Here is a 20,049-nt window from a genome sequence, read left to right on the forward strand (position 1 = left end):
GTCAGGGCGCGAGTGCGCTGACCCTGTTCTCGTACTCTCGGCGGGCCTTGCGCTGGGCCGGCACTGTGGGAAGGCCCTGACCGCCGTCGAGCGGCTGACAGAGGGCGAGAAGCTGGCGGTGTACGGCGGGGACGGCGCTGACGCGCAGGGTGTAGCCCTGGCCGCGCCGCACGGTGACGCCCTGGTCGAGCGCGGCGCGCTCGGCGGGCTCCAGCTCGGCCGAGCGGAGGAAGTCGGCGACCTTGCCCGGCATGTCGAGGACGACCGGCAGCTCCGGGGCCGGGATGTCCGGGTCGCCGGCCGTGTGCTCGGGCAGGAGATCGGCGACGGCCGTGCGGATCGCGCCGCGGCTGACGCCGTGGTCGCGCGCGAGGGCGGCGATGGACCGGCCCTCCAGGTACGCGGTGCGGACGGTTTCGGTCTTCGCGGCCGCCACGGCGGGACGGCGTCCGCCCTTGCTGCCCCTGGCCTCGGCGGCGCGCAGTCCGTCGTAGGTCAGCTCGCGTTGGAGGTCGCGTTGGAGCTCGCCGGCGGCGGCGAGGGTCTGCACCATGAACTTCACGGTGGACAGCAGCTCGCCAGTGCGCGGGTGGCGGGCGGTGAGGTCCATCGCGGAGAACGCGCCGTCGTGGATGCGCAGCGCGAGGCGGTCGCGGTGGAGGACGTCGAGCACGTCGAGGATGTGGCCGGTGCCGCGTACGAGGCGGAACATCTCGGAGATGTGCACGGTGTCGCCGGGCCGCGCGTAGGTGAGTAGTTCGCCGAACTGCGGGCGCTGGAGGGCGTGGAGGCGGCTGGAGGTTCCCGGGTCCTCCTCGAAGACGACCGGGTCCTCGATGCCGGCCTCGTCCAGGACGAGGTCCTGGCGGGCGGTGGACTGTTGGTCGGTCGAGACCCGCTTGTAGACCAGGTTTGCCACTGCGGGCCCCTTCCGTACGGAGGAATGGACCCTATCTGTCGTCAAACCCTGTCAGCAATCATCATCGGATCTGATTGGATTCGGGCCGCCGCGAACCCCGGATTGCACGGGTTGATTGGACGCATCGGCTCCCTGTCGTCAAACGATCGTTTGCCGACAGATCGGTCCCGGCTGTGCGCCCGGCGCGGGCGGGGTGGATTGCGCGCCCCCGGCCCGCGCGGCGGCACCGCTCCTGATGGGGCCGGATGGCGTGCGCCACCGCGCACTCCGCAGGACGTATACGCGTCAATCGTGGCTGGTGTGCGCCTTTGCGGGCTCGGTCAACCGGGGGATGCTGGGGTGCGTTGCTGGGCGCCCTCCAACTGGCCGAGACCATGAATCGGGCCGCTACGGAAGGGTGAACCGTCGTGAGCACTTTGCCCACTGCCACGCCGCACGATCCGGCTCCGTCCTCACCGCCTGCTCCCGCACACGGCCGGCTGGACCTGCCATGGGTGCACCGTGAGCTCACCGCCGTGCTGAACGCCTTCATCGACGGCAAGACCAGCGAGGCCCGCCGCCAGGGTTTGCCGGTCGACATCCCCACCGTCCTGGGCAAGTTCTTGGCCTCCGGCGGCAAGCGGATTCGCCCCACGATGTGCGTGCTCGGCTGGCACGCAGCCGGCGGCACCGACAGCGTGCAGCCGGCAGTCAGAGCGGGTGCGTCCCTGGAGATGTTCCACGCCTTCTGTCTGATCCACGACGACGTGATGGACCACTCCGCCACGCGCCGCGGCCAGCCCACCGTGCACCGGGCCCTGGCCACCCACCACCACCACGGCCGTACCGTCGCGGCGGCCGATGCACTCGGCGAGTCAGCCGCCATTCTGGCCGGAGACCTCGCCCTGATCTGGTCGGACGAACTCCTGTACGGCCCGGACAGCGAACTGAGCCCAGCCCACCGAGAATGCGTACGACCCCTGGTCAACGTGATGCGCAGCGAGGTCATGTACGGCCAGTATCTGGACCTCACCGCCACCGGCCGCCCCACCACCGACGTCGAGCGGGCGCTGGCCATCGCGCGCTACAAGACCGCCAAGTACACCATCGAACGGCCCCTTCACATCGGCGCCGCCCTCGCCGGGGCTGGGAGGGAGATGCTGGATGCGCTCAGCGCCTATGCCCTGCCCCTGGGGGAGGCGTTCCAGCTCCGCGACGACATCCTCGGAACCTTCGGCGATCCTGCCGAAACCGGCAAACCCCGCCTGGACGACCTGCGCCAAGGAAAGCACACGGTCCTGCTCGCCCTCGCCCTCCAGCGTGCTGATTCCGCCGAGTGCGAGGCCCTCCACGCGCTGGTTGGTGATCCCCGTCTCGACGAGGACGCCGCTGCCCGCATTCGCCACATCATCACCGCCACCGGCGCCCGCGCCGCGGTCGAGGACATGATCCGTGTGCGTCGTGAGCAGGCCGGACGGGCACTGCTGACAGTGCCTGTCGCTCCAGCCGTCGAACAGAGCCTGCAAGAGTTCGCCGACGCCGTCACTGGGAGGACCACGTGAATGCCCGCTTGGCGCCGCTGTCACAGATTCCCCAAGGAAGCAAGGAAGGCAATGGGCCGGCCTTTTTTGACGGAGAACTGACGCCCGGCACTCCGATCGCCCTGCACTTCGATGCCGGCACGGTCGCGATGAACGGACAGGAAGCCGTCCTGGACTACACGGCCGTGTGCGCGACCTATTTCGGTGAATCAGCTATGCCGCACCCAGCCGCTGTGGAAGAGCTCGTTTCCGCCTGCCAGGCCGAAATGCAGGTTTTCTCCCCTGAAGACGATCGCTACGTGGCGGCAGCCAGCCGTATGGGTGCCGCATGGACGGCCTATGCCTTTCCTGACGTCTCCCCGACGTCCCCCCTGATGGCCACCACGGCACTGCTCAACACCGGACTGTTCATGCACGACGACGGAGTCGATCCCGATCCCCGCGCAGCCCCCGAATCAGTCTTTGAGCGTCTCCGCAGCCTGGAGGAAATCGATCAGGTCATCCTGGACATGTTCCGCGACGACCGGCCCCCTGACCCCGTGAGCACCGCCAGGCCCTACCCCCACGGGGCCGCCCTTCTCGGATGCCTGCGCGAAGCCGCCGTCCGCTACGCCGCGCACATGCCGGGCTGGCAGTCCCGCAAACAGGTCTTCGTCGAATCCCTCAAGGAATATCTCGACGCAGGTGAATGGGCACTGCGCGAGTACGCAGAAACACGCGTGTGGCCCCCGGACGTCAACACCTTCCTTTTCCAGCGAGAATTCGAAGGGGCCGGGAATCTCGCGTACGAACAAGCCGCGCTCCTCAACGCCGTCGACCTCCCGCCCAGCCTCCAAAACCTCCTGGAAATCAAGCGTTTCCGTCAGGCAGCCACATACGCCGTTCTGCTCGGACATGATGTGATGGGATTGGCCAAGGACATCAGAAACGGCAACCCCAGCAACCTCGTCATGGTCCTGCACCAAGAAGGCAGCCTCACGTTGCAGGAAGCCTGCGACAAGGTGATGGCCATGCAGCACCACGAGGCTATGGAGACCATGCGCCTGGCGAAAGCACTGTGCCGCCGCCATCCCGACCTCACCGGCTACACCCGAGCGGTAAGACTAACCGTCGAAGGAACCTTCCGCGCATACGCCTTCGCTGCCCGCTACGGACCGCACGGCCTGCGGATCCGCGGCATCCGCACCAGCCCGGCCGGACATACACATGCGCTATGAGCGGGTCTGCGCATCACTGGCCGCGCCCGCCGCTCCGATCGCTGGGTTCACGGTCGCGTCCATGCCCCGGCACTCATCTCCCGCGAGGTTGCCACCGGCCACGCCGTGGCGGCCGCGAAGCGGCTGACCAGGGCAAGGATCGCGAGCTCATCACCGACGTGGTCAGCCGCCCTTAGTCCTGTTCGTCCCCGTCCTCGTCCAGCTCCGGCGCGTCCGGGTCGCGCAGCGGGCGCAGGGCACCGGCGGCCGGCGTCGAGGCGGTGAAGCTGTAGCGGCCGAGCAGGTTCAGGTTCTTGTGCTTGAGCGGAGAGAGCCGGGCGATGTCCTCGTCCCGGATCTCGTGGCCCTCGGCGCGGAGCTGGCTGACGGCGGCGTCGAGGTACTTCGTTGTCCAGAGCACGATGGCGTTGAGGACCAGGCCGAGCGCGCCGAGCTGGTCCTCCATGCCGTCGCGGTACGCCTGGTGGATGGTGCCGCGCTTGCCGTGGCACACGTCGCGGGCGAGCTTGTGGCGGGACTCCTGCACGGTGAGCTGCCGGTTCATCTGGCGGCGGTAGGTGTCGTCGACCGGGTCGACCACGCGCAGCAGGTGCTCGGTCTTGGCGATCCGCCCGTACTCCGCGAACGCCGCCCCGAGCGGGGTCGGGCGACCGTCTCGGCCGAACATGCGCAGCAGGTCGTAGGCGCGGACCTGGTTGGTGACCAGGGAGCCGGCGACCTTGAGCATGTCCGGCCAGTGCGTGATCACCTTGTTCAGGTTTACGCGGTTGCGGGCCAGATCCTCCAGCGCGCCGTACGTTCCGGTCTCGACCCCGGGCATCGTGGCCCGCCAGAACCGCTGATCGTCCAGGTCGCGGAACCGGGGGCTGAAGTTGTAGCCGAGGATCTTGAACAGGCCGAACACCATGTCGGAGTACGAGGCGTTGTCGGTGGCCACCATCTCCGGCTTCACGCCGCCGTCCAGGTTCAGCAGCGCGTCCAGGATGTGCAGGGAGTCGCGCGGGGTGCCAGGCACCACCATCTGCCCGATGCCCGCGACCTGGTCGTTGACGGCGTTGAGCCAGGTGATGCCCCGCTTGAACCCGAAGTACTTTGGCGACGGAGCGGCGCTGATGGTGCGGACGGGGACGACGAACCGCAGCCCGTCCACCGAGGCGAGCAGGCCCTCGCCCCAGAACTTCACGATGGGCACCTCGGCCTGGGCCGCGATGAGCCGTGCGTTCGCGGCGGCGATGGTGTCGGCGCGCAGGTAGTACTGGTCGACGTGCACGAGCCGGGCCCGAGTCAGGGCCTCATGGGCGGGGTTGACCACCGGGGCCAGGCCGATGTTGCACGCCTCCGACACCAGCAACGCGACCACCGAAGTGGGCAGGTTCTTCATCCGGGTCGTGCCGTCCCCGAGGTGCACGAACGTGTCGAGGAACCCGGTCCAGGCGTTCACCTCGAACAGCAGGTCCGGCAGGTCGATCTTCGGGAGCATCCTCTCGACGCGCCCCCGCAACCAGGTCAGGGACTTCGGCTCGCCGAGCGCCCCGAGCCCCGCGACGTTCAGCTTCACCCGCCCGTCGTCCTGCACCTCGATGGAGACCTTCGCCGCCGGCCCCGCCTCTTCCAGACGTTCGGCGAGCTGCTTCCACCCGGCGTCCAGGCCCCGCACCAGCTCCGCCAGGTGCTCGGTCACGGGCATGTCCAGGCTCAGCCCGGCCAGCACGTCCTCCTCGACCGCGTCCCAGTCGGGCCCGTCCAGTAGGCGGGCCCGCGGGTTGGACCAGCGGTGCGACGGGGCGGCGAACACGTCGCGGCTGTTCAGGGCCCGGTGCAGCTGCTCCAGCACGCACACCACGTACGCGTCCCGGTCCACCGCACCCTGCGGCAGATCAGGGTTGGCGTACACCGCCTTGCGCCACGCCGGCGGCACGAGCTTGTCGTCCACCTCCCGCGGCAGCAGCGGCTTGACCCCCACCTTCCGCCGGGCCAGCGCCGGAAGGCCGCGCACCCCGGCCAGGACCCGCTTGCCGGCGCTCGCCGCGTCCAGCGCCTTCGACTCGCCCAGCAACGCGAGGAACGGGCGCACCGTGGCGTACCGGTTCGCCAGCGCGGCCCGCATGGCAACCTCGGCCGAGTCCTCGTCCTCGGGCACCAGCGAGACCACGGTCGCGGCCGCCGTCATCACGGCGGCGCGCGGCGCGACCTCCTCCACCGCCGCCCACAGCGCCGCGACGTCCAGGTCCGCTGCCTGCTCCTCGACCAGCTCCAGTTCCTCGAACACCACCTTCGCCGCCCGCGCGAGCACCCGTGACGCCTTCTCCAGCTGCGGCAGTGTCGACAGCCGCTCCTTCTCCGTCTTGCGTTTCGCGGTGCTCAGCAGCCGGGTGGCCATCAGGACCTGGAACAGGTCCAGGGCCTCGTCGATGGCCTTCGCCTCCAGGTGCCGCATCACCGCGGTAAGCATCGCCGTGCGCTTCGGATCCGCCGCCCGTTCCAGCAGCGGAGCCTTCGACCCCAGCGCGTACCGGGCCAGCGTCGCCATGCGGTTCGGCGGGATCTGCGACAGCTTCAGCCGCCCGAGCTGGAACGCACTGATCTCGTCCACCCGCTCCAGCGCGCGGGCGAACGCCGTACCCGTCGTCCGCGTCGGCGGCCGGCGCAGCCGCTCCAGCTCCGAGAACCGGGCGCCCTCCGGCGTCTTCAGCGTCGCCACCAGATCCCCGGGCAGCGCCGGGTCCGCGCGGCGGGCGGCGCCCGCGACCGTGGCGTGCAGCCGCTTCTCCGCGACCTTCCGCGCCTCCGACACCTGCCGGGCCAGCACGGACACCCCGGGCAGCAGGACCCGGTGACGGCGCAGCCAGCCCACCGCGTGGTCGAACAGCGCCTTCGGGCCTTCGGCGTGCGTCCATGCCCGCCCGTGCAGGAAGGTACGGAACCGCCGGCCCCACTCGGCGTCCTCGTAGGGGTGGTAGCCGTAGGCGCCCCGGATCTCCCACGCGTGGTCGTACAGAGTCTGACGCCGCTCGGTGTACCGCTTCACGCACGAGGGGTCCTCGATGCCGAGCTGCGCGGCCAGGTGCTCGACCACCGGCCATGGCACCGCAAGCGGGTCCTCCAGGAACAGACCCACGTACCTCACTGTGCACATCTGGAGCGCGAACCCAAGCTGGTGGTGCTTCGTACGCCGCAGGGCGATCAGGTCCCGGTCCACGTCGTCCAGGAAGAAGAACCGCTCCAGCTCGGGCCTCGTCGGCTCCTCGGCGAACGTCCCGTACGCCTCGGCCTGCTCATCACTCAGAAATTCCACCGGCACGAGCCGGACCGTAGCCAGCCCCGGAGCAGGCCCGGAGACGTTTCACCGAACCCCAGCAGCGAAGTGGATCACTGTGCTAGAGGCGCATGATCGTTCTCACCGATATCCGCTGTACCGATGTTCCCCGAGGCCGGTCATCGGCTCCACCCACGGTGGCCAGCACTACCTCAGCGAGGTCCTCGACCTCGCCGCGAAGGGCAAGGTCAAGCCGATCACCGAGACCTTCCCGCTCGACCGGGCCACCGAGGCCTACGACCGCCTGGCCTCCGGGAAGATGCGCTTCCGCGGCGTGTTCACCCCCGCGCAGAGCTGACCGGCAGCGCCACCAGCAACCCAGGTGGTCCGATGTTCCTCACGTCGCGGACCACTCGCCGGACGGCGGCCCGCCGCCGTCCGGCATCCCGCCCCCTTCCCTCAAACGGAGCAAGGCAGGCTGCCATGCGTGAGTTTCACAACCTGTACATCGACGGCAGCTGGACGGCGCCGGCCGAGCCCGCCGTCCTGGAGCTGACCGACCCCGCCACCGGACGGCCCAGCGGCCGGGCCGCCCTCGGCGGTGCCACCGACGTCGACCGGGCGGTCACGGCCGCCAGGAACGCTTTCGCCTCGTTCTCCATCACCACTGCCGCCGAGCGAGTGGACCTCCTGGAAGCCATCGGCGCCGAATACGCCCGTCGTGCCGAGGACATGGCTCAGGCCGTCACCGAGGAGCTGGGCTCCCCTGGACCTCTCCCGCAGCTTGCACGTGCCCTCCGGCCAGAGCCAGTTCCACAACGCCGCACGGGCCCTGCGGAACCTGGACCTCGTCGAAAAGCGCGGAAGCACGTGGGTGCGGCGCGAGCCGATCGGCGTGTGCGCGCTGATCACTCCGTGGAACTATCCCGCCCTCCAGCCCGCCGGGAAGGTCGCCTCCGCGCTCGCCGCCGGCTGCACCGTCGTGCTCAAACCGGCTCAGCTGACCCCGTACTCGGCCGTCGTGCTGGCGGAGATCCTGGAAGCGGCCGGGGTTCCCGCCGGCGTGTTCAACCTCGTCCTGGGCCGCGGCTCGGTCATCGGAGATGCCCTGAACCAGCGCCGGATCGACATGATCTCCTTCACCGGTTCCGGACCGGTCGCGGTCCTGCCGCCGCCGCCACCGTCCTGCCTACACCTGCTCACCACTGCTGCCCGCGCACGCCCTGGCCTGCGCGCCTAGGGCGTGCTCGCCGCCGCGGCGCCCACGGCCAAACGGGTCGTCACCGAACTCGGCGGCAAATCCCCACAGATCGTGCTCCCCGACGCCGACTTGGACACCGCCGTGAACACCGCCGTGCTGTACGCGCTCTTGAACAGCGGACAGACCTGCGGCGCAGCCTCCCGCACCCTGGTTCCGCGTGAACGACAGGACGAATTCCTGGCCGCCCTCACCCCGGCAGTCGAGGCGCTTAAGGTCGGTGACCCGCACTCGCAGGGCACCTCCATGGGCCCGGTCGTCTCCGCCGGCCAGTGGGACACCGTCCAGGGATACATCCGCAAAGGCATCGAGGAAGGCGCCCGACTCGTCACCGGCGGCCCCGGCAAGCCCGACCTGCCCGACACTCTCAAGGACGGGCACTTCGTCAGACCCACCGTCTTCGCCGACGTCACCAACGACATGACCATCGCCCGCGAGGAGATCTTCGGCCCGGTCATGTCCGTGATCGCCTACGAGAGCATCGAAGACGCCATCACCATCGCCAACGACTCGCCCTACGGCCTGTGCGGATACGTCACAAGCGGCGACCCGCAGCAGGCTCTCGCTGTCGCCGAACGGATGCGCACCGGCTACGTCTTGATCAACGACGCTGACTTCGACTTCAACACGTCCTGGGGCGGCTACAAGCAGTCCGGCAACGGCCGCGAGTGGGCGGACTTCGGCATCGGCGAGTACTTGGAGACCAAGTCCATCGTCGGCGTCCACGCCTGACCACGCATCCGGTGAGCCGCCTCCTCCCTGTGAGGCCGTGGGCTGGCATCCCTTCCCCCTCTTCTTGCGTGGGCGATGCTCCAGGTAAAAGCACCGCGTGTGCGCCACAATCACGCGAGCCGGATTTCCCCCGCCGCTGTGCATACTCCGTCCGGCCCGGGCCGGACAGCGATCCCAAGGACAAGAGACCACCACTGATGAGTCCGCGCACATCTCGCCCACTCAGGCTGCGTACCCGAGCGGCAACCGGCCAGGTGACGACGATCGAGCTGTTCCTCGACCTCGTCTTCGTCTTCGTGATCACCCAGGTCACCCACCACATCGAATCCCATCCCGGATGGGAGGGCCTCCTGCACGCCCTGCTGGCCCTAACCGTGGTGTGGTGGATGTTCCTCGGCTTCAGCTGGCTCACCAACGCGGTCCGCCCCGACGCAACCGTCATCCGGCTCCTGCTGGTACTGGCCATGATGGCGTTCTTCATCATGGGCCTCGACCTGCCCTTCGCCTTCGACACCGACGGTCTGGCCTTCCCGCTCGCCTACCTGGCCGCCGTCGCCATCCACTGCCTGCTATTCCTGACCGCCGACCGGGCATCCGCCAGAACCGCCATCATCCGCACCGTGCCCTTCAACGCCGGCGCCGGAGTGCTCATCCTCATCGCCCCTACCTTCCCCAGACCCTCACCTGGCTGTGCTGGGCCGCCGCAGTCCTGCTCCTCTTCGTCCTCTCGCCCATGCTTGGGGGCATCCGGGGCTTCGTCATCGAACCGCACCACTTCGTCGAACGGCACGGACTCATCGTCATCCTCGTGCTCGGCGAATCCATCATCGCCATCGGCATCGGCGCCCAAGGAGCCGCGGTAGGCCCCACGCTGGCTCTCGGCGTCGTCCTAGGCATCGCCGTCGCCGCCGGCCTCTGGTGGATCTACTTCGAGGGCGACGACACCCGGGCCGCAACCGCCCTGGAAGGCGCACCCGAACGCCGCCGCGAACTCCTGGCCGTCTACCCCTTCGGCCTCGGCCACCTCGTCATGGTCATCGGCATCGTCCTCGTCGCCGCCGGCACTACCGACGCCGTCCACCACTTCAACCACCACACCAACTCCTGGTGGCTCGGCTGCGGTACCGCGATCTTCCTCCTCGGTCACGCCGCCTACCGTGCCCTGCTCGGCACCGGCCGCACCACCGAACGCCTCATCGGAGCCGCCGTCGCCGTACCCCTGGGCTGGGCCACCAGCTTCGCCGGCTGGGCCACAACCGCCGCCATGGCCCTCCTCCTGTCAGCCATCGCCACAGCCGACCACTTCCACATGCAGCCCGGCACACACAGCCAGCGCGTCGAGCAGGATGACGAGTAGCCACGGAGGCCAACTGCCATCTGCACGCGTCTCTCCGATCCACTCGTAGACGACCCTGCCTGTCGGCGCCAGTCGCTGTCGGCGGATACGCGATGACCGCAGTGCTCGGCGTCGCGTCCGCCTGAGCCACCGCGGTCTGGTCTGGTAGGTCGGCCGCCTGGACCGCCCTGCCCAGCCCCCGAACTCATTCTGAAACGATCAGTAAGTCGGTGGTGGTGGATTCACGCGGTGTGGTGGCAGGCACAGGGGCCCACCGTCCGGTCAGGGGACGGACTCGGTGAACTTCCGCACGGTGCAGGGTCGTCGGCCTGCGGGTAAGAGGCCGTGGCCAGATTGGCCAGGCGCGGGGAAGTCCCGTCCCCCGGCTGCTCGACCTTGTCCAGGGTTGTTCAGCCGGGGACGGTGCCCAATCCGGTGCTGCCCTTTGGGCGCCGGGCCGGGATTCTGGCCGGTGACAGCGCCCGGGCCGTGCGGCGCCGCGCGGCCACCGAGCGTCCGGTACAGAGACGGGATGGGCGCGGGAACCACAGCGGCAGAACCGCACATGTGCGGATCGCGCCGACGGTCCGGAGGACGGCGCTGGGCGCCGTGTCAGGTCATAGGCGTAGCTCTTCGCGGTCGGCGGACGGTTGTCATCCAGGGTCAGGCCGCGAAGGTACGGAACGACGGGGGCAACGACGGTCTCGTCAGGGCCGACGACGGCGTACCAGGGGATGGTGTCCAGCTCGATCACTGAACCGACGCGTGGCTGGAAACCACCTGCCAGCCTCTCTCCGTCGGGGCGGTACGGATGGTCGCCGTCCGGCCGTTCGCCCCGGTCACCGTGGTCGCGGCACCCTCGGGGCGGTTGGGCGGCGCCCCGGGCACGCCGCGCACGAAATCGGGATTCAGGACGTATACGGCTAGGGTGGCACCCAGCCGGGTCGGCCCCGCGGCGCCATCCACCGCCCCGCTGCCGTCCGGGCCCGGGAGACGAGCGCCGGACGCGAGGCGCTGCTGGTCGACGGCGAGGAACGCCTCGACCTTTCGGAGCGAAGTCTGTGCACCGGCTGCCCGGCCGGCCAGGGCCAGGTCTACCGGCGATGCGCCCTCCGCCGCTGCTGCGGTGGGCGCGGCGAGCGTCAGGCAGGCGAGGGCGGTCGCGGCGGTGGGAACGGCCAGAAGCCCAGATAGCCGCAGGTGATGGTTCCCCGAAGCGTGTGCGGTCATGGTCATCCCTTCCCGATCTCATAGAGTGAGTGGGTCCACCGGAAGGCGTTGTTGTCCAGATAGTAGTTGTGCGAGCCCCAGTTGTAGCGGGTGTAGGAGGGCCACGGGTCGCCCCAGTAGACCCATTGCTTCGCCTCGTCGTAGCCGTAGATGACGTGCATGTGCCCGCCGCCGGAGGTCCACAGGACCCGGGTCTCGATCGGGCGGCCCGCGTCGATTTCCGCCTTGACGGTGCTGTAGCGCAGCCAGCCGGTCACGTACCGGCCCGGTGCGATCCCGGCCCAACGCAGGGCCCGCTGGACGTTGCCCAGGTCGGCCTGGTTGTTGGGGCACTCACTGCCCTGCCGGCGATCGAAGGCGGCATTGCAGAACGCGTTCTGCGTGTGCTCCTTGCCCAGTTGGTTGGCGATGGTCGAAGCAGCCGCGGCCCAGCACCAGTTGGTCTTTTCCTGTTTGCGCATGGTGATGTCGATGCGTACGGGGGCGGCCCGCGCCGTGCCGGTGGCGGCGACGGTGGCCGCGCCGACGAGCGCGGCAAGCAGGAGAGAGCCGAGCCGGTGGGGCCGCTGTGGGGCGCGGGCAGCGCCCGGCCTGGTGGTGTGTTTCCGCATGGGGGCGTCCTTCCGCGGGGACCCGCCGCGCGGGCCTGGGTGTTGTGGGGAGACTTGAGTGAAAGCGACGCTACCGCCGACCCAGAGCAGCCGGGCATGCCTGACGGAACTTCCCTCGGCATATGACGCGTTCCAGTCCCTGTGGCACGACGTTACGCGCCTCAGGGGCGCACCCCCTACCGTCCAGACAGGTGAGAAGCCCGCGCTGGCCGCGCACGGATGCCTCCTCGCCAGGATCGGAGGCCTCGCAGCATCGCCCACTGAGTGCCGGACTTGCCGATCTTCATACGGTCCGACACCTCAATGAGCTTCTTCGAGTTGGCCACCGATCGGGTGACGCTGCTGGAACGTCTGCGCAGGTCAGGTTGACGTGCTGCTTCTGTTCCGAGCCCAACTCGAAGAACATCAATGGCAGGGGGGCCCGACGCGGCGCGTACGACGGGTGTTGGCCAGGACTCACCCGTAGGACAAGTCCTGGAGGCTTACGGCTTTGGGTGAAATTGGGGTCCTGGCATGTTGGCCTTGCCGTTTGGCTGGTGTGTGATCAGCGGGGCGGGCAGGTCGGTCGACGAGGACCAGTTCCTTGCTTGTCTTGTGTCGCATGACCCGGAGGGGGTCTGTACGGTCAACGGCTCTGTCTCACATTCGGGATGCTGTTGGTGATCTTCGCTCGGTGGGGTGAATCGTGCTCGGCATGCTGTTCGTGCTGGCGGTTATTGTGCTGCTGTTGTCGGGCGGGGTGATTCTGCCGGTCGGAGGGGGGGGCCTTGACCCCGGATCCTGGACACGGGTTATGCGGCTTTGGCCAGCGTAGTTGATGTTGTTGTGGTGGCGGTTTCGTAGGCGATGGGGCTGCGTTGTCCGAGGTGTGAGTGCCGGCGGCGGGTGTTGTATCGGTTGAGCCATCGGAAGGCGTCGAGGCGGGCCTCGCGTTCGGTGGGCCAGCTCTTGCGGCCTTGGAGCGTCTCTCGTTTGAAGGCGGCGTTGAAGGACTCGGCGAGCGCGTTGTCCGCGCTGGACCCGATCGCGCCCATGCTCTGTCTCACCCCTGCTGACCTGCAAACTTCGGCGAAGGATCTGCTTGTGTACTGGGCTCCGTGGTCGGTGTGCATGATCGCGCCGGCGAGGCTGCCACGGGTTCGTTTCGCCGCGGTGAGCGCGTCGGTGACGAGTTCGGTTCGCATGTGATCGGCGATGGCCCAGCCGGCGAGGCGGCGTGAGGCGAGGTCGATGACGGTCGCGAGGTAGCAGAACTTCCCGCCGTCGATGGGCAGATAGGTGATGTCGCCGACGTACTTGGTGTTCACCTCGACGGCGGTGAAGTCACGTCCGAGGAGGTCCGGTGCCTTCGCCGCGGCGGGGTCCGGCGTCGTGGTCCGGTGCCTGCGCCGCAGCCGCACTCCGGCCAGATCGATGCTCCGCATCACACGGGCGACCCGTTTGTGATTGACGCGTTCGCCTTCGTCGCGGAGCTCGGCGGTGATCCTGGGAACGCCGTAAGTACCGTCCGAATCGAGGTGCACGACCCGTATCCGAGCTGCGAGTCGGGCATCGGCGTCCCGCCGGGCGGCCCGGTCACCCGCCGTCGAACGCCAGTAATAGAAGCTGGAACGGGAGATCCCCAGAATCTGGCACAGCCGCTTCACGCCGTGGCGGCGCTGGTGGTCGGCGACGAACTGGAAGCGGTTCACCAGCGCGTCTCCCCGGCGAAATACTTCGCCGCCTTCCGCAGGATCTCGCGTTCCTCCTCGAGCTCGCGGATCTTCTGACGCAGAGCGGCGTTCTCCGCCTCGATCGGCGTCGCCGGCTCCGCGGAGGCTTGGGAACGGTGCCCCCGCGGTCGGCTCGCGCCGGCCGCCCTGACCCAGTTCCGCAACGTCTCCGGGTTGATCCCCAGATCGGCGGCGATCTGCCGGATCGTCGCTCCCGGCCGCGACTCGTACAGTGCGACCGCATCCGCCTTGAACTGCGGCGGATAGTTCTTCATGACCACGAGATGTCCATCCTCAGATCCACAAGTACTGCTGGTCACATCGACACGCCCGACGGCGTAGGCGTGGAATGGAGTGAATGTGCGCTCCGGGAGTGCTGTCGTGCGCCCCCGCGTGCACGGATGAACGGCTGACTGGTGGGCATCTCGTTTGCGAGCGGCGTGGTAGGGGTGTGCCTGCAGGGGTTAGGAAACGTTCGGTGGCTCGTCGCGGGGCTGGGCGGACGGCCTGGTGTGCTGCCAGAAGAGGTATCGGGGGAGTTGGCGCGGTGGGGGCTCAGCAGGTTCAGCAGGTTCAGGGCGGTGTGCCGTGGTTGAGTCACGTGCCCCAAATGGTGGGTGATCCTCTCGCCTTTCTCGGCTCTCTGTGGGGAGGCGGTAGTGAGGGTGCAGCTCGGCCGGGCGTGCGGTGCATGTGGTCAACGCGGCGGAGGCGGCCCACCGGGCGCTGGTGTCGTCGGTGTTCGGCAAGCGGCGGGCTCGCGCATGGACACGGCGCGGGGTCCTGGCCGGCGGTGGCCGGTGATCGCCTGCAGCAACGCCGACCACCGGCGTCAGCATCCGGTGATGCGGCCTGCGGCAGTTCCATCGTGACCAGGTGGCCCAATGTACGCCCCGCTGATGGCTGGAGGCCGCGTCAGGCGGCCAGGTGGCCGGTCGGGGTGGCGTGAGGGCGAGTTGCTGGATGTGGAAGCGCGGCATGTATGCGGCTGGCGGCGCAGGTGGTGGCTCGACCTGGATCGCTTGCCCCGACCGGCCGGAGCAGGCGCAGCGGACACGATGGCCTCGGGCCCGCCGGTGCTCGCCGGAGGGTATGTTCCGCCAGGCCGCCGGTGCCCCGGCCGCTGTTGCACCGCCTTCCCCACTGCCGGCCAACCGCTCGCGCTCCGCCGGCGCGCAGGTCCGCCTGGAGCTGGCCGCGGGTGAGGTGATCGCGCAGTACCGGGCCGGCGGAGGCGCCAGGGGACGACTTGCTGTCCTTGGTGATGACCACCGGCGACGGCGATGGCGCGCTCCGCTTGACGGCACCGAGGTACGTGATCAGGTCCTCGTCCGCGCTGGCCGCGGGCGTGGAGACCACGGCGTCCCTGCTCGCCTGGAACCCGGCACGCCCTGGCCGACCACCCGGACGTGGAGTGGCCGGCGCGGGCCGAGTTGGACCAGGGAGCTCGCCGGACGGGCTCCCGCTTTCCTCGCCGAGCATCGAGCGCGTGTCCGGCACCCGTCAGGTCCTCGTCCGAGGTGCTGCGGGCCGTGGCCACCGACCGGATGCCCAGCCAGTGCCGCTCCTGGAGGGAGACCGTGCTCGCCGGTTTCACCGTTCCCGCGGACGCAGATGCGATCATCTCCCCTACGCCCTGCATCGGGACCCCGGCGTCGTCCCCGCCCCGGAGCTTCTGGACCCGGACCGGTGGCTGCTCGAACGCGTCACCCCCGCCCAGCGCCAGGCGTTCATGGCCTTCGGCGGCGGGCGCCGGCGCCTGGGCGAGCACTACGGCATGACCGAGACCGTCCTTTGCCCTCGCCGCGGATCAGCAGCCGCTGGCAACTACGCAAGGCCGACACCACCGCGCTGCGGCCCCTGCCCCGTTTGAGCAATAGTCAAGAGTTGTGGATCAGTTGAGGTGGTTCATGCCGCGAGGGTCTCGTCTCGTTCGACGAGGTGTCCGTTCTCGAACCGGTTGCCGGCTCGGACGAGGGCGACGAGGTGGGGTGCGGTGACCGCCCGCCACCGCTGCTGGGCGGACTCGACGAGTTTGAAGACCATGGCGAGGGCGGCGGTGGCTGCACGGCGCCGCGGGTGACCTTGGTCCGGAGCTTGACCGTGCTGAAGGTCGACTCGATGGGGTCCGCGGGCCTCGCCAGGTGGATCCAGTGCCTCGAAGCGGGGAAGTCGTCGAACGCCAGGAGCCTCGCTCTGCACCTCGCCGGTGATCTTCACCGCGGCCTCCGGGCCACTTCACGCCGCCGTAGTGCCTCTCTCGAACGCGGCGACCGCCTTTCTCGGCGTGGTTGCGGTCTTCGGCGTTGTAGATCTCCTGGGAGCGCCTTCTTTCGCGCCGGGCTGCGCGCGGACTTCGGCATGTCTTTCACGTTCTTTTTTTCGGCGACATGGGCCGTAGGAACCCAGCACCTCGGTGCCTGGCCTGTGGGAACACCTCGGCCAGGGCCCGCCACAGTCCCCTTGCCCTGTCGCCGGCCACGAGGACCGGGTCGCGCATGCCGGCGCGCCGGCGGGCAGCCCCGCAGCAGATCCGCCCAGGACTCGGTGGACTCGGCACAATCCCTCGGCGATCGCGATCAGCTCCTTGGTTCCGTCGACGCGGACGCCCAGTCAGGACCAGCAGGGCACGAGTGCGCCTGGGAGAGCCGGATCTTGGGGTGGATGCCGTCGGCCCACACGTAGACGTAGTCGGACCCGGCCAGGTCACGAGCCTGGAAGGCGGCATGCTCAGTCGTCCACTGCTTCATCAGCCGGGTCACGGTGGCCGGCGACAGACCGGCGGTACTGCCCAGGGAATCTGCTCGAGCGCGGGCATCGAAGTCGCCCGAGGACAGGCCGTGGAGGTAGAGCAACGGCAGTGACCTCGCTGACCTTCGGGGACTTCCGCGCACCACGGCGCTGAGGATCTTCGAGTGAGCAAACCGTTCCCGCTCACCCGTTGCGGCATCCACACGCCGGTCGTTGACCGCGCGGCGCTCGCCACCTCCACGGGCCCGGCCGCGGTGGTCACCGTCCTGGGCCGGTGGCGCGCCGCTGCGAAATCCACCGTGCCGCGCCGGCCCGCCTCGTCGCAAGCAACTGGCCTGCGAGTTCGGCTATGTACTGCTCAACCTCCGCCTCCAAGGCTGCCGCGAGCATCCGCCGGGCACCTTCCCGGACGATCTCGTCGATCAGAGAGGTACCACTCTCGGTGGTGCCGTCTTCGTTGACTACGCTGAGCACGGGCGTGCCTTCCCGACCCGCGTTCGTAGCGCGGGCCTATTCGGTGACCTTGAGTCGATCACCCGGGAAGGTATGCGCTCCTCCGCGATTCCCACGAGGCACCCCACCCCGGACTGATCCACTGGATAATCCTGGAGCATTGCCTCGTTGGCGGCCGGGAGCAGGTGATGCCGTTGGGATCTTACGACGGGTGCCGCTTGTCCGATGGGCCGTTCGGGTGGAATCCGGATGGCGGGCCGGGGATGCGATGAAACGGCCTTTCCTTTGATGCATCGTCATGAGAGCAATACATTCGGGTGCTCTGCCTGGGCCGGGACCAGCCTTTGAGTGCTGTCGGCGTTCCGGGCCGCGAGGGCAGCCTCATATTCGGCCTGTAGTAGTCCTTGTTGCCTCGGGAGGCGACCGATGAGCGTGCTCACCACATCCCCCGATCGGATTCGGCTGGGTTCGGATCTTGACGTCGGGCGCATCGGCTATGGTGCGATGCACTTGACCGGGCCGGGAATGTGGGGTCCGTATCCGGATCCCGCTCGTGCGGTCTCCGTGTTGCGGCGTGCGGTCGATCTCGGTGTCGAGTTCATCGACACTGCCGACTGCTACGGCCCGGGCGACAACGAGCGCATCATCCGAGAAGCCCTCCACCCCTACCCTGAGCAGCTCGTCATCTGTACCAAGGGCGGTCTGCTCCGGCGGGGTCCTTCGGACTGGACGCTCCCTGGGCAGGAGTACATTACCCCTCTCGGTAGACCCGCCTATTTGCGCCAGCAGGTGGAGATGTCTTTGCGAAACCTCGGAGTTGAACGGATCGGCCTTTATCAGCTCCACAGTATTGATCCGCTGGTTCCACTGGCCGAGCAACTGGGGGCGTTGACCGAGATGCGGGCCGAGGAAAGATCCATCACATCGGGATTTCCGGCCAGCCGGAGGTGACCCGCGAAGAGCTTAGCCAGGCAGGCGAGTTCGCGGACATCGTCGCAGTCGAAAACCTCTACAACGTCGCCGACCGTACCGGCGACGCAGCCCTGGACTACGCGGAGCGCAACGGCATGGCGTTCATCCCGTGGTTTCCCCTGGGGCACGGACAGCTCGTCGGTCCCGGCAGTCCGCTGGCCGGTGTCGCCGCGCAATGCGGCGCAAGCGTCTCCCAACTTGCCCTTGCCTGGCTGCTATGGCGTTCTCCAGCCACGCTTCTGATCCCGGGGACGACCTCCATCGCCCACCTTGAGGAGAACATGAAGGCCGCGCGGATCAGCCTCACCAAGGACGACCTGCGGCTGATCGACGCCGCTGTGGCGGGCGGCACCCTGGCGGAGCGGCGCCCGGTCAAGGACAGGGGGTGACCGCTCCGGCGGCGGGGGCGCACCCGCACGATAGCCTCTTGCGGACCCTGTACGAGGACCTCACCCGCATCGGCGACTACACCGCGGACGACGTCGTCTATCACCTCGCCCACCGTGACCTCGGCCTCGACCTGCCCGCCCGGGTCCACGGCAAACAAGCCGTCATCGACAGCGAGCAGGCCCTGTGCCGTTTGACCGATGGCACCCTGAGGGCCTCCATCGACGCGATCGCCGCGAACGACTTCTTCGCGGCCGTGACCGGCACCTTCCACGCCGACGTTGGCGACGAGGCAATCGCCTTCCCTTCTGCGGGCTGTGGCGCTTCCGCGACAGCCTGATCGTCGAGCACTGGCAAAACGCCTACGACCCGTCCATCCTGCACCGCCAGCTGGCATCCGGGCTGGCACATACCTCCGTCCAGTCCCGGTCGGGCTGCCGACAGGGTGTTTCCCTGGGATGAGTCCCGGCCCCTGTGATCTCTCGTACGAATGTGAGCACCCCATGACGACCAACGGCCAGCTCGCACCGTCGCACCACTCCCGACCCGGCACTCAACCCGTCCACGCCGCTGAGGCCCCGCACACCCGGCCTGTGCTGTGCGTACCCGCCGTCGAAGTGCCCGAGCATGTCATCACCATCGAGGAGTCCCTGGATCTGGCCGCCAGGCTCCACCATGGCCACGAAGACATCCAGCTCGCGCTCCGCCTCATCAAGAACACCGGCGTGCGCAAGCGCCACCTCGTACAGACCATCGAAGCGACCCTCGACCACCCAGGCCTCGAGGAACGCAACCTCGTCTACGTTCGCGAGGCCAAACGCAGGGTCCCCCCAGCAGTGACCGCAGCCCTGGCCAACGCGGGCGTCTGCGCGCGGGAGATCGACGCCATCATCTTCGTCTCCTGTACCGGCTTCACCATGCCCGCGCTGACCGCCTGGATGATCAACACGATGGGGTTCCGGACCGACACGCGGCAAATGCCCATCGCCCAGATGGGCTGCGCGGGCGGCGCATCGGCCATCAACCGGGCCCACGACTTCTGCCTGGCCCACCCCGGCGCCAACGCCCTGATCGTCGCCTGCGAGTTCTGCTCGCTGTGCTATCAGCCAGATGATCTCACCGTCGGCAACCTCCTGTCGAACGGACTCTTCGGGGACGCCGTGGCGGCCGCGGTGGTACGCGGCGACGGACACGGCCGAGGCATGCGCCTGGAATCCAACGCGACCCAGACTCATTCCCGACACCGAGGAATGGATCTCCTACGCACTCAAACCGACGGGCTTCCACTTCCTACTCGACCGGCGCGTACCCCACACCATGCAGGACCTCGCCCCCGCCCTCGTACAGGTGAGCGCGGAGCACGGGTGGGACGCCACCGAACTCGACTTCTACGTCATCCACGCCGGCGGCCCACGCATCCTGGATGATCTCTCCCGCCACCTGAACGTCAAACCCGCCATATTCGAACGCAGCCGAGACACACTCACCGACTACGGCAACATCGCCTCCGCCGTCGTCCTGGACACCCTGCGCCGCACAGCCGAAACCGGACTCATCCCCGAGGGCGCACACGGCTTGCTCGCCGGATTCGGCCCCGGCATCACCGCGGAGATCGCCCTCGGCACCTGGACAAACGGCTGACTCCCACACAAGGCAGCGCCATTCGATGAAACAGGGCGTGTCAGCGATCTTGTG

10 protein-coding genes and 6 pseudogenes are annotated in these 20,049 nt (G+C 68.6%); 10 read left to right on the top strand and 6 right to left on the bottom strand.

Going from position 1 to position 20,049, the window contains the following annotated elements:
* Window position 1 precedes the first annotated feature (1 nt).
* Window positions 2–919: a recombinase family protein gene (locus OG906_RS40090; RefSeq protein ID WP_329449155.1), complete on the bottom strand. Its 918-nt coding sequence runs from the start codon at window positions 917–919 to the stop codon at window positions 2–4.
* Window positions 920–1,326: 407 nt separating this feature from the next.
* Between OG906_RS40090 and OG906_RS40095 the strand changes: the two genes are divergently transcribed.
* Together OG906_RS40095 and OG906_RS40100 are read left to right on the top strand one after the other, a co-directional pair.
* A complete protein-coding gene (locus tag OG906_RS40095) occupies window positions 1,327–2,460 on the top strand; it encodes a polyprenyl synthetase family protein (protein WP_329449156.1) in 1,134 nt (377 codons plus the stop codon).
* Window positions 2,457–3,656, top strand: coding sequence for a terpene synthase family protein (locus OG906_RS40100; RefSeq protein ID WP_329449157.1), 1,200 nt, complete (start codon window positions 2,457–2,459; stop codon window positions 3,654–3,656). The genes OG906_RS40095 and OG906_RS40100 overlap by 4 nt, the downstream gene beginning before the upstream one ends.
* A 172-nt stretch (window positions 3,657–3,828) precedes the next feature.
* Here OG906_RS40100 and OG906_RS40105 read toward each other — a convergent pair whose 3' ends face one another.
* Complete coding sequence (locus OG906_RS40105) at window positions 3,829–6,957, bottom strand: Tn3 family transposase (protein WP_329449158.1); 3,129 nt, start codon at window positions 6,955–6,957, stop codon at window positions 3,829–3,831.
* A gap of 73 nt (window positions 6,958–7,030) precedes the next feature.
* Between OG906_RS40105 and OG906_RS43800 the strand changes: the two genes are divergently transcribed.
* The 4 genes and pseudogenes from OG906_RS43800 to OG906_RS40125 all read left to right on the top strand — a co-directional run bounded on the left by OG906_RS43800 (window position 7,031) and on the right by OG906_RS40125 (window position 10,259).
* On the top strand, window positions 7,031–7,270 hold the full coding sequence (locus tag OG906_RS43800) for a zinc-binding dehydrogenase (protein ID WP_443067506.1): 240 nt from the start codon (window positions 7,031–7,033) through the stop codon (window positions 7,268–7,270).
* A gap of 125 nt (window positions 7,271–7,395) precedes the next feature.
* Window positions 7,396–7,620, top strand: a pseudogene (locus tag OG906_RS40115) (aldehyde dehydrogenase family protein); the annotation flags it as partial.
* 82 nt (window positions 7,621–7,702) lie between these two features.
* A pseudogene (locus OG906_RS40120) lies at window positions 7,703–8,902 on the top strand (aldehyde dehydrogenase family protein).
* A gap of 197 nt (window positions 8,903–9,099) precedes the next feature.
* Window positions 9,100–10,259: pseudogene (locus tag OG906_RS40125) on the top strand (low temperature requirement protein A).
* Between the two features lie 729 nt (window positions 10,260–10,988).
* On the opposite strand, the gene OG906_RS40130 reads toward OG906_RS40125, so the two are convergent.
* From OG906_RS40130 to OG906_RS40140, 3 genes are all read right to left on the bottom strand, one after another.
* A complete protein-coding gene (locus OG906_RS40130; RefSeq protein WP_329449159.1) occupies window positions 10,989–11,474 on the bottom strand; it encodes a hypothetical protein in 486 nt (161 codons plus the stop codon).
* Window positions 11,471–12,079, bottom strand: a complete 609-nt coding sequence (locus OG906_RS40135; protein ID WP_329449160.1) for a papain-like cysteine protease family protein — start codon at window positions 12,077–12,079, stop codon at window positions 11,471–11,473. The genes OG906_RS40130 and OG906_RS40135 overlap by 4 nt, the downstream gene beginning before the upstream one ends.
* Before the next feature lie 791 nt (window positions 12,080–12,870).
* Window positions 12,871–14,072 (bottom strand): IS3 family transposase gene (locus OG906_RS40140; RefSeq protein WP_443067507.1). Its coding sequence is split into 2 segments (ribosomal slippage): window positions 12,871–13,787 and window positions 13,787–14,072, totalling 1,203 coding nucleotides; the frame shifts between segments, so codons are not numbered across the junction.
* A 983-nt stretch (window positions 14,073–15,055) separates the two neighbouring features.
* Between OG906_RS40140 and OG906_RS43805 the strand changes: the two genes are divergently transcribed.
* Window positions 15,056–15,664, top strand: a complete 609-nt coding sequence (locus OG906_RS43805) for a cytochrome P450 (protein WP_443067508.1) — start codon at window positions 15,056–15,058, stop codon at window positions 15,662–15,664.
* A 35-nt stretch (window positions 15,665–15,699) separates the two neighbouring features.
* Here OG906_RS43805 and OG906_RS40145 read toward each other — a convergent pair.
* A pseudogene (locus tag OG906_RS40145) lies at window positions 15,700–17,016 on the bottom strand (IS256 family transposase).
* Window positions 17,017–17,421: 405 nt separating this feature from the next.
* On the opposite strand from OG906_RS40145, the pseudogene OG906_RS40150 reads away from it, so the two are divergent.
* The 3 genes and pseudogenes from OG906_RS40150 to OG906_RS40160 all read left to right on the top strand — a co-directional run bounded on the left by OG906_RS40150 (window position 17,422) and on the right by OG906_RS40160 (window position 19,995).
* Window positions 17,422–18,356: pseudogene (locus OG906_RS40150) on the top strand (aldo/keto reductase).
* 38 nt (window positions 18,357–18,394) lie between these two features.
* Window positions 18,395–18,694, top strand: coding sequence for a hypothetical protein (locus tag OG906_RS40155; protein WP_329449162.1), 300 nt, complete (start codon window positions 18,395–18,397; stop codon window positions 18,692–18,694).
* Between the two features lie 253 nt (window positions 18,695–18,947).
* Window positions 18,948–19,995: pseudogene (locus OG906_RS40160) on the top strand (type III polyketide synthase).
* Window positions 19,996–20,049: the final 54 nt, after the last annotated feature.

Source organism: Streptomyces sp. NBC_01426, assembly GCF_036231985.1.
Classification (GTDB): Bacteria; Actinomycetota; Actinomycetes; order Streptomycetales; family Streptomycetaceae; genus Streptomyces.

What these genes read in the sequence shown, in the direction of transcription:
- OG906_RS40130 (WP_329449159.1), bottom strand. Translation starts at nt 11,474, where the DNA reads ATGACCATGACCGCACACGCTTCGGGGAACCATCACCTGCGGCTATCT.
- OG906_RS40135 (WP_329449160.1), bottom strand. Translation starts at nt 12,079, where the DNA reads ATGCGGAAACACACCACCAGGCCGGGCGCTGCCCGCGCCCCACAGCGG.
- OG906_RS43805 (WP_443067508.1), top strand. Translation starts at nt 15,056, where the DNA reads ATGACCACCGGCGACGGCGATGGCGCGCTCCGCTTGACGGCACCGAGG.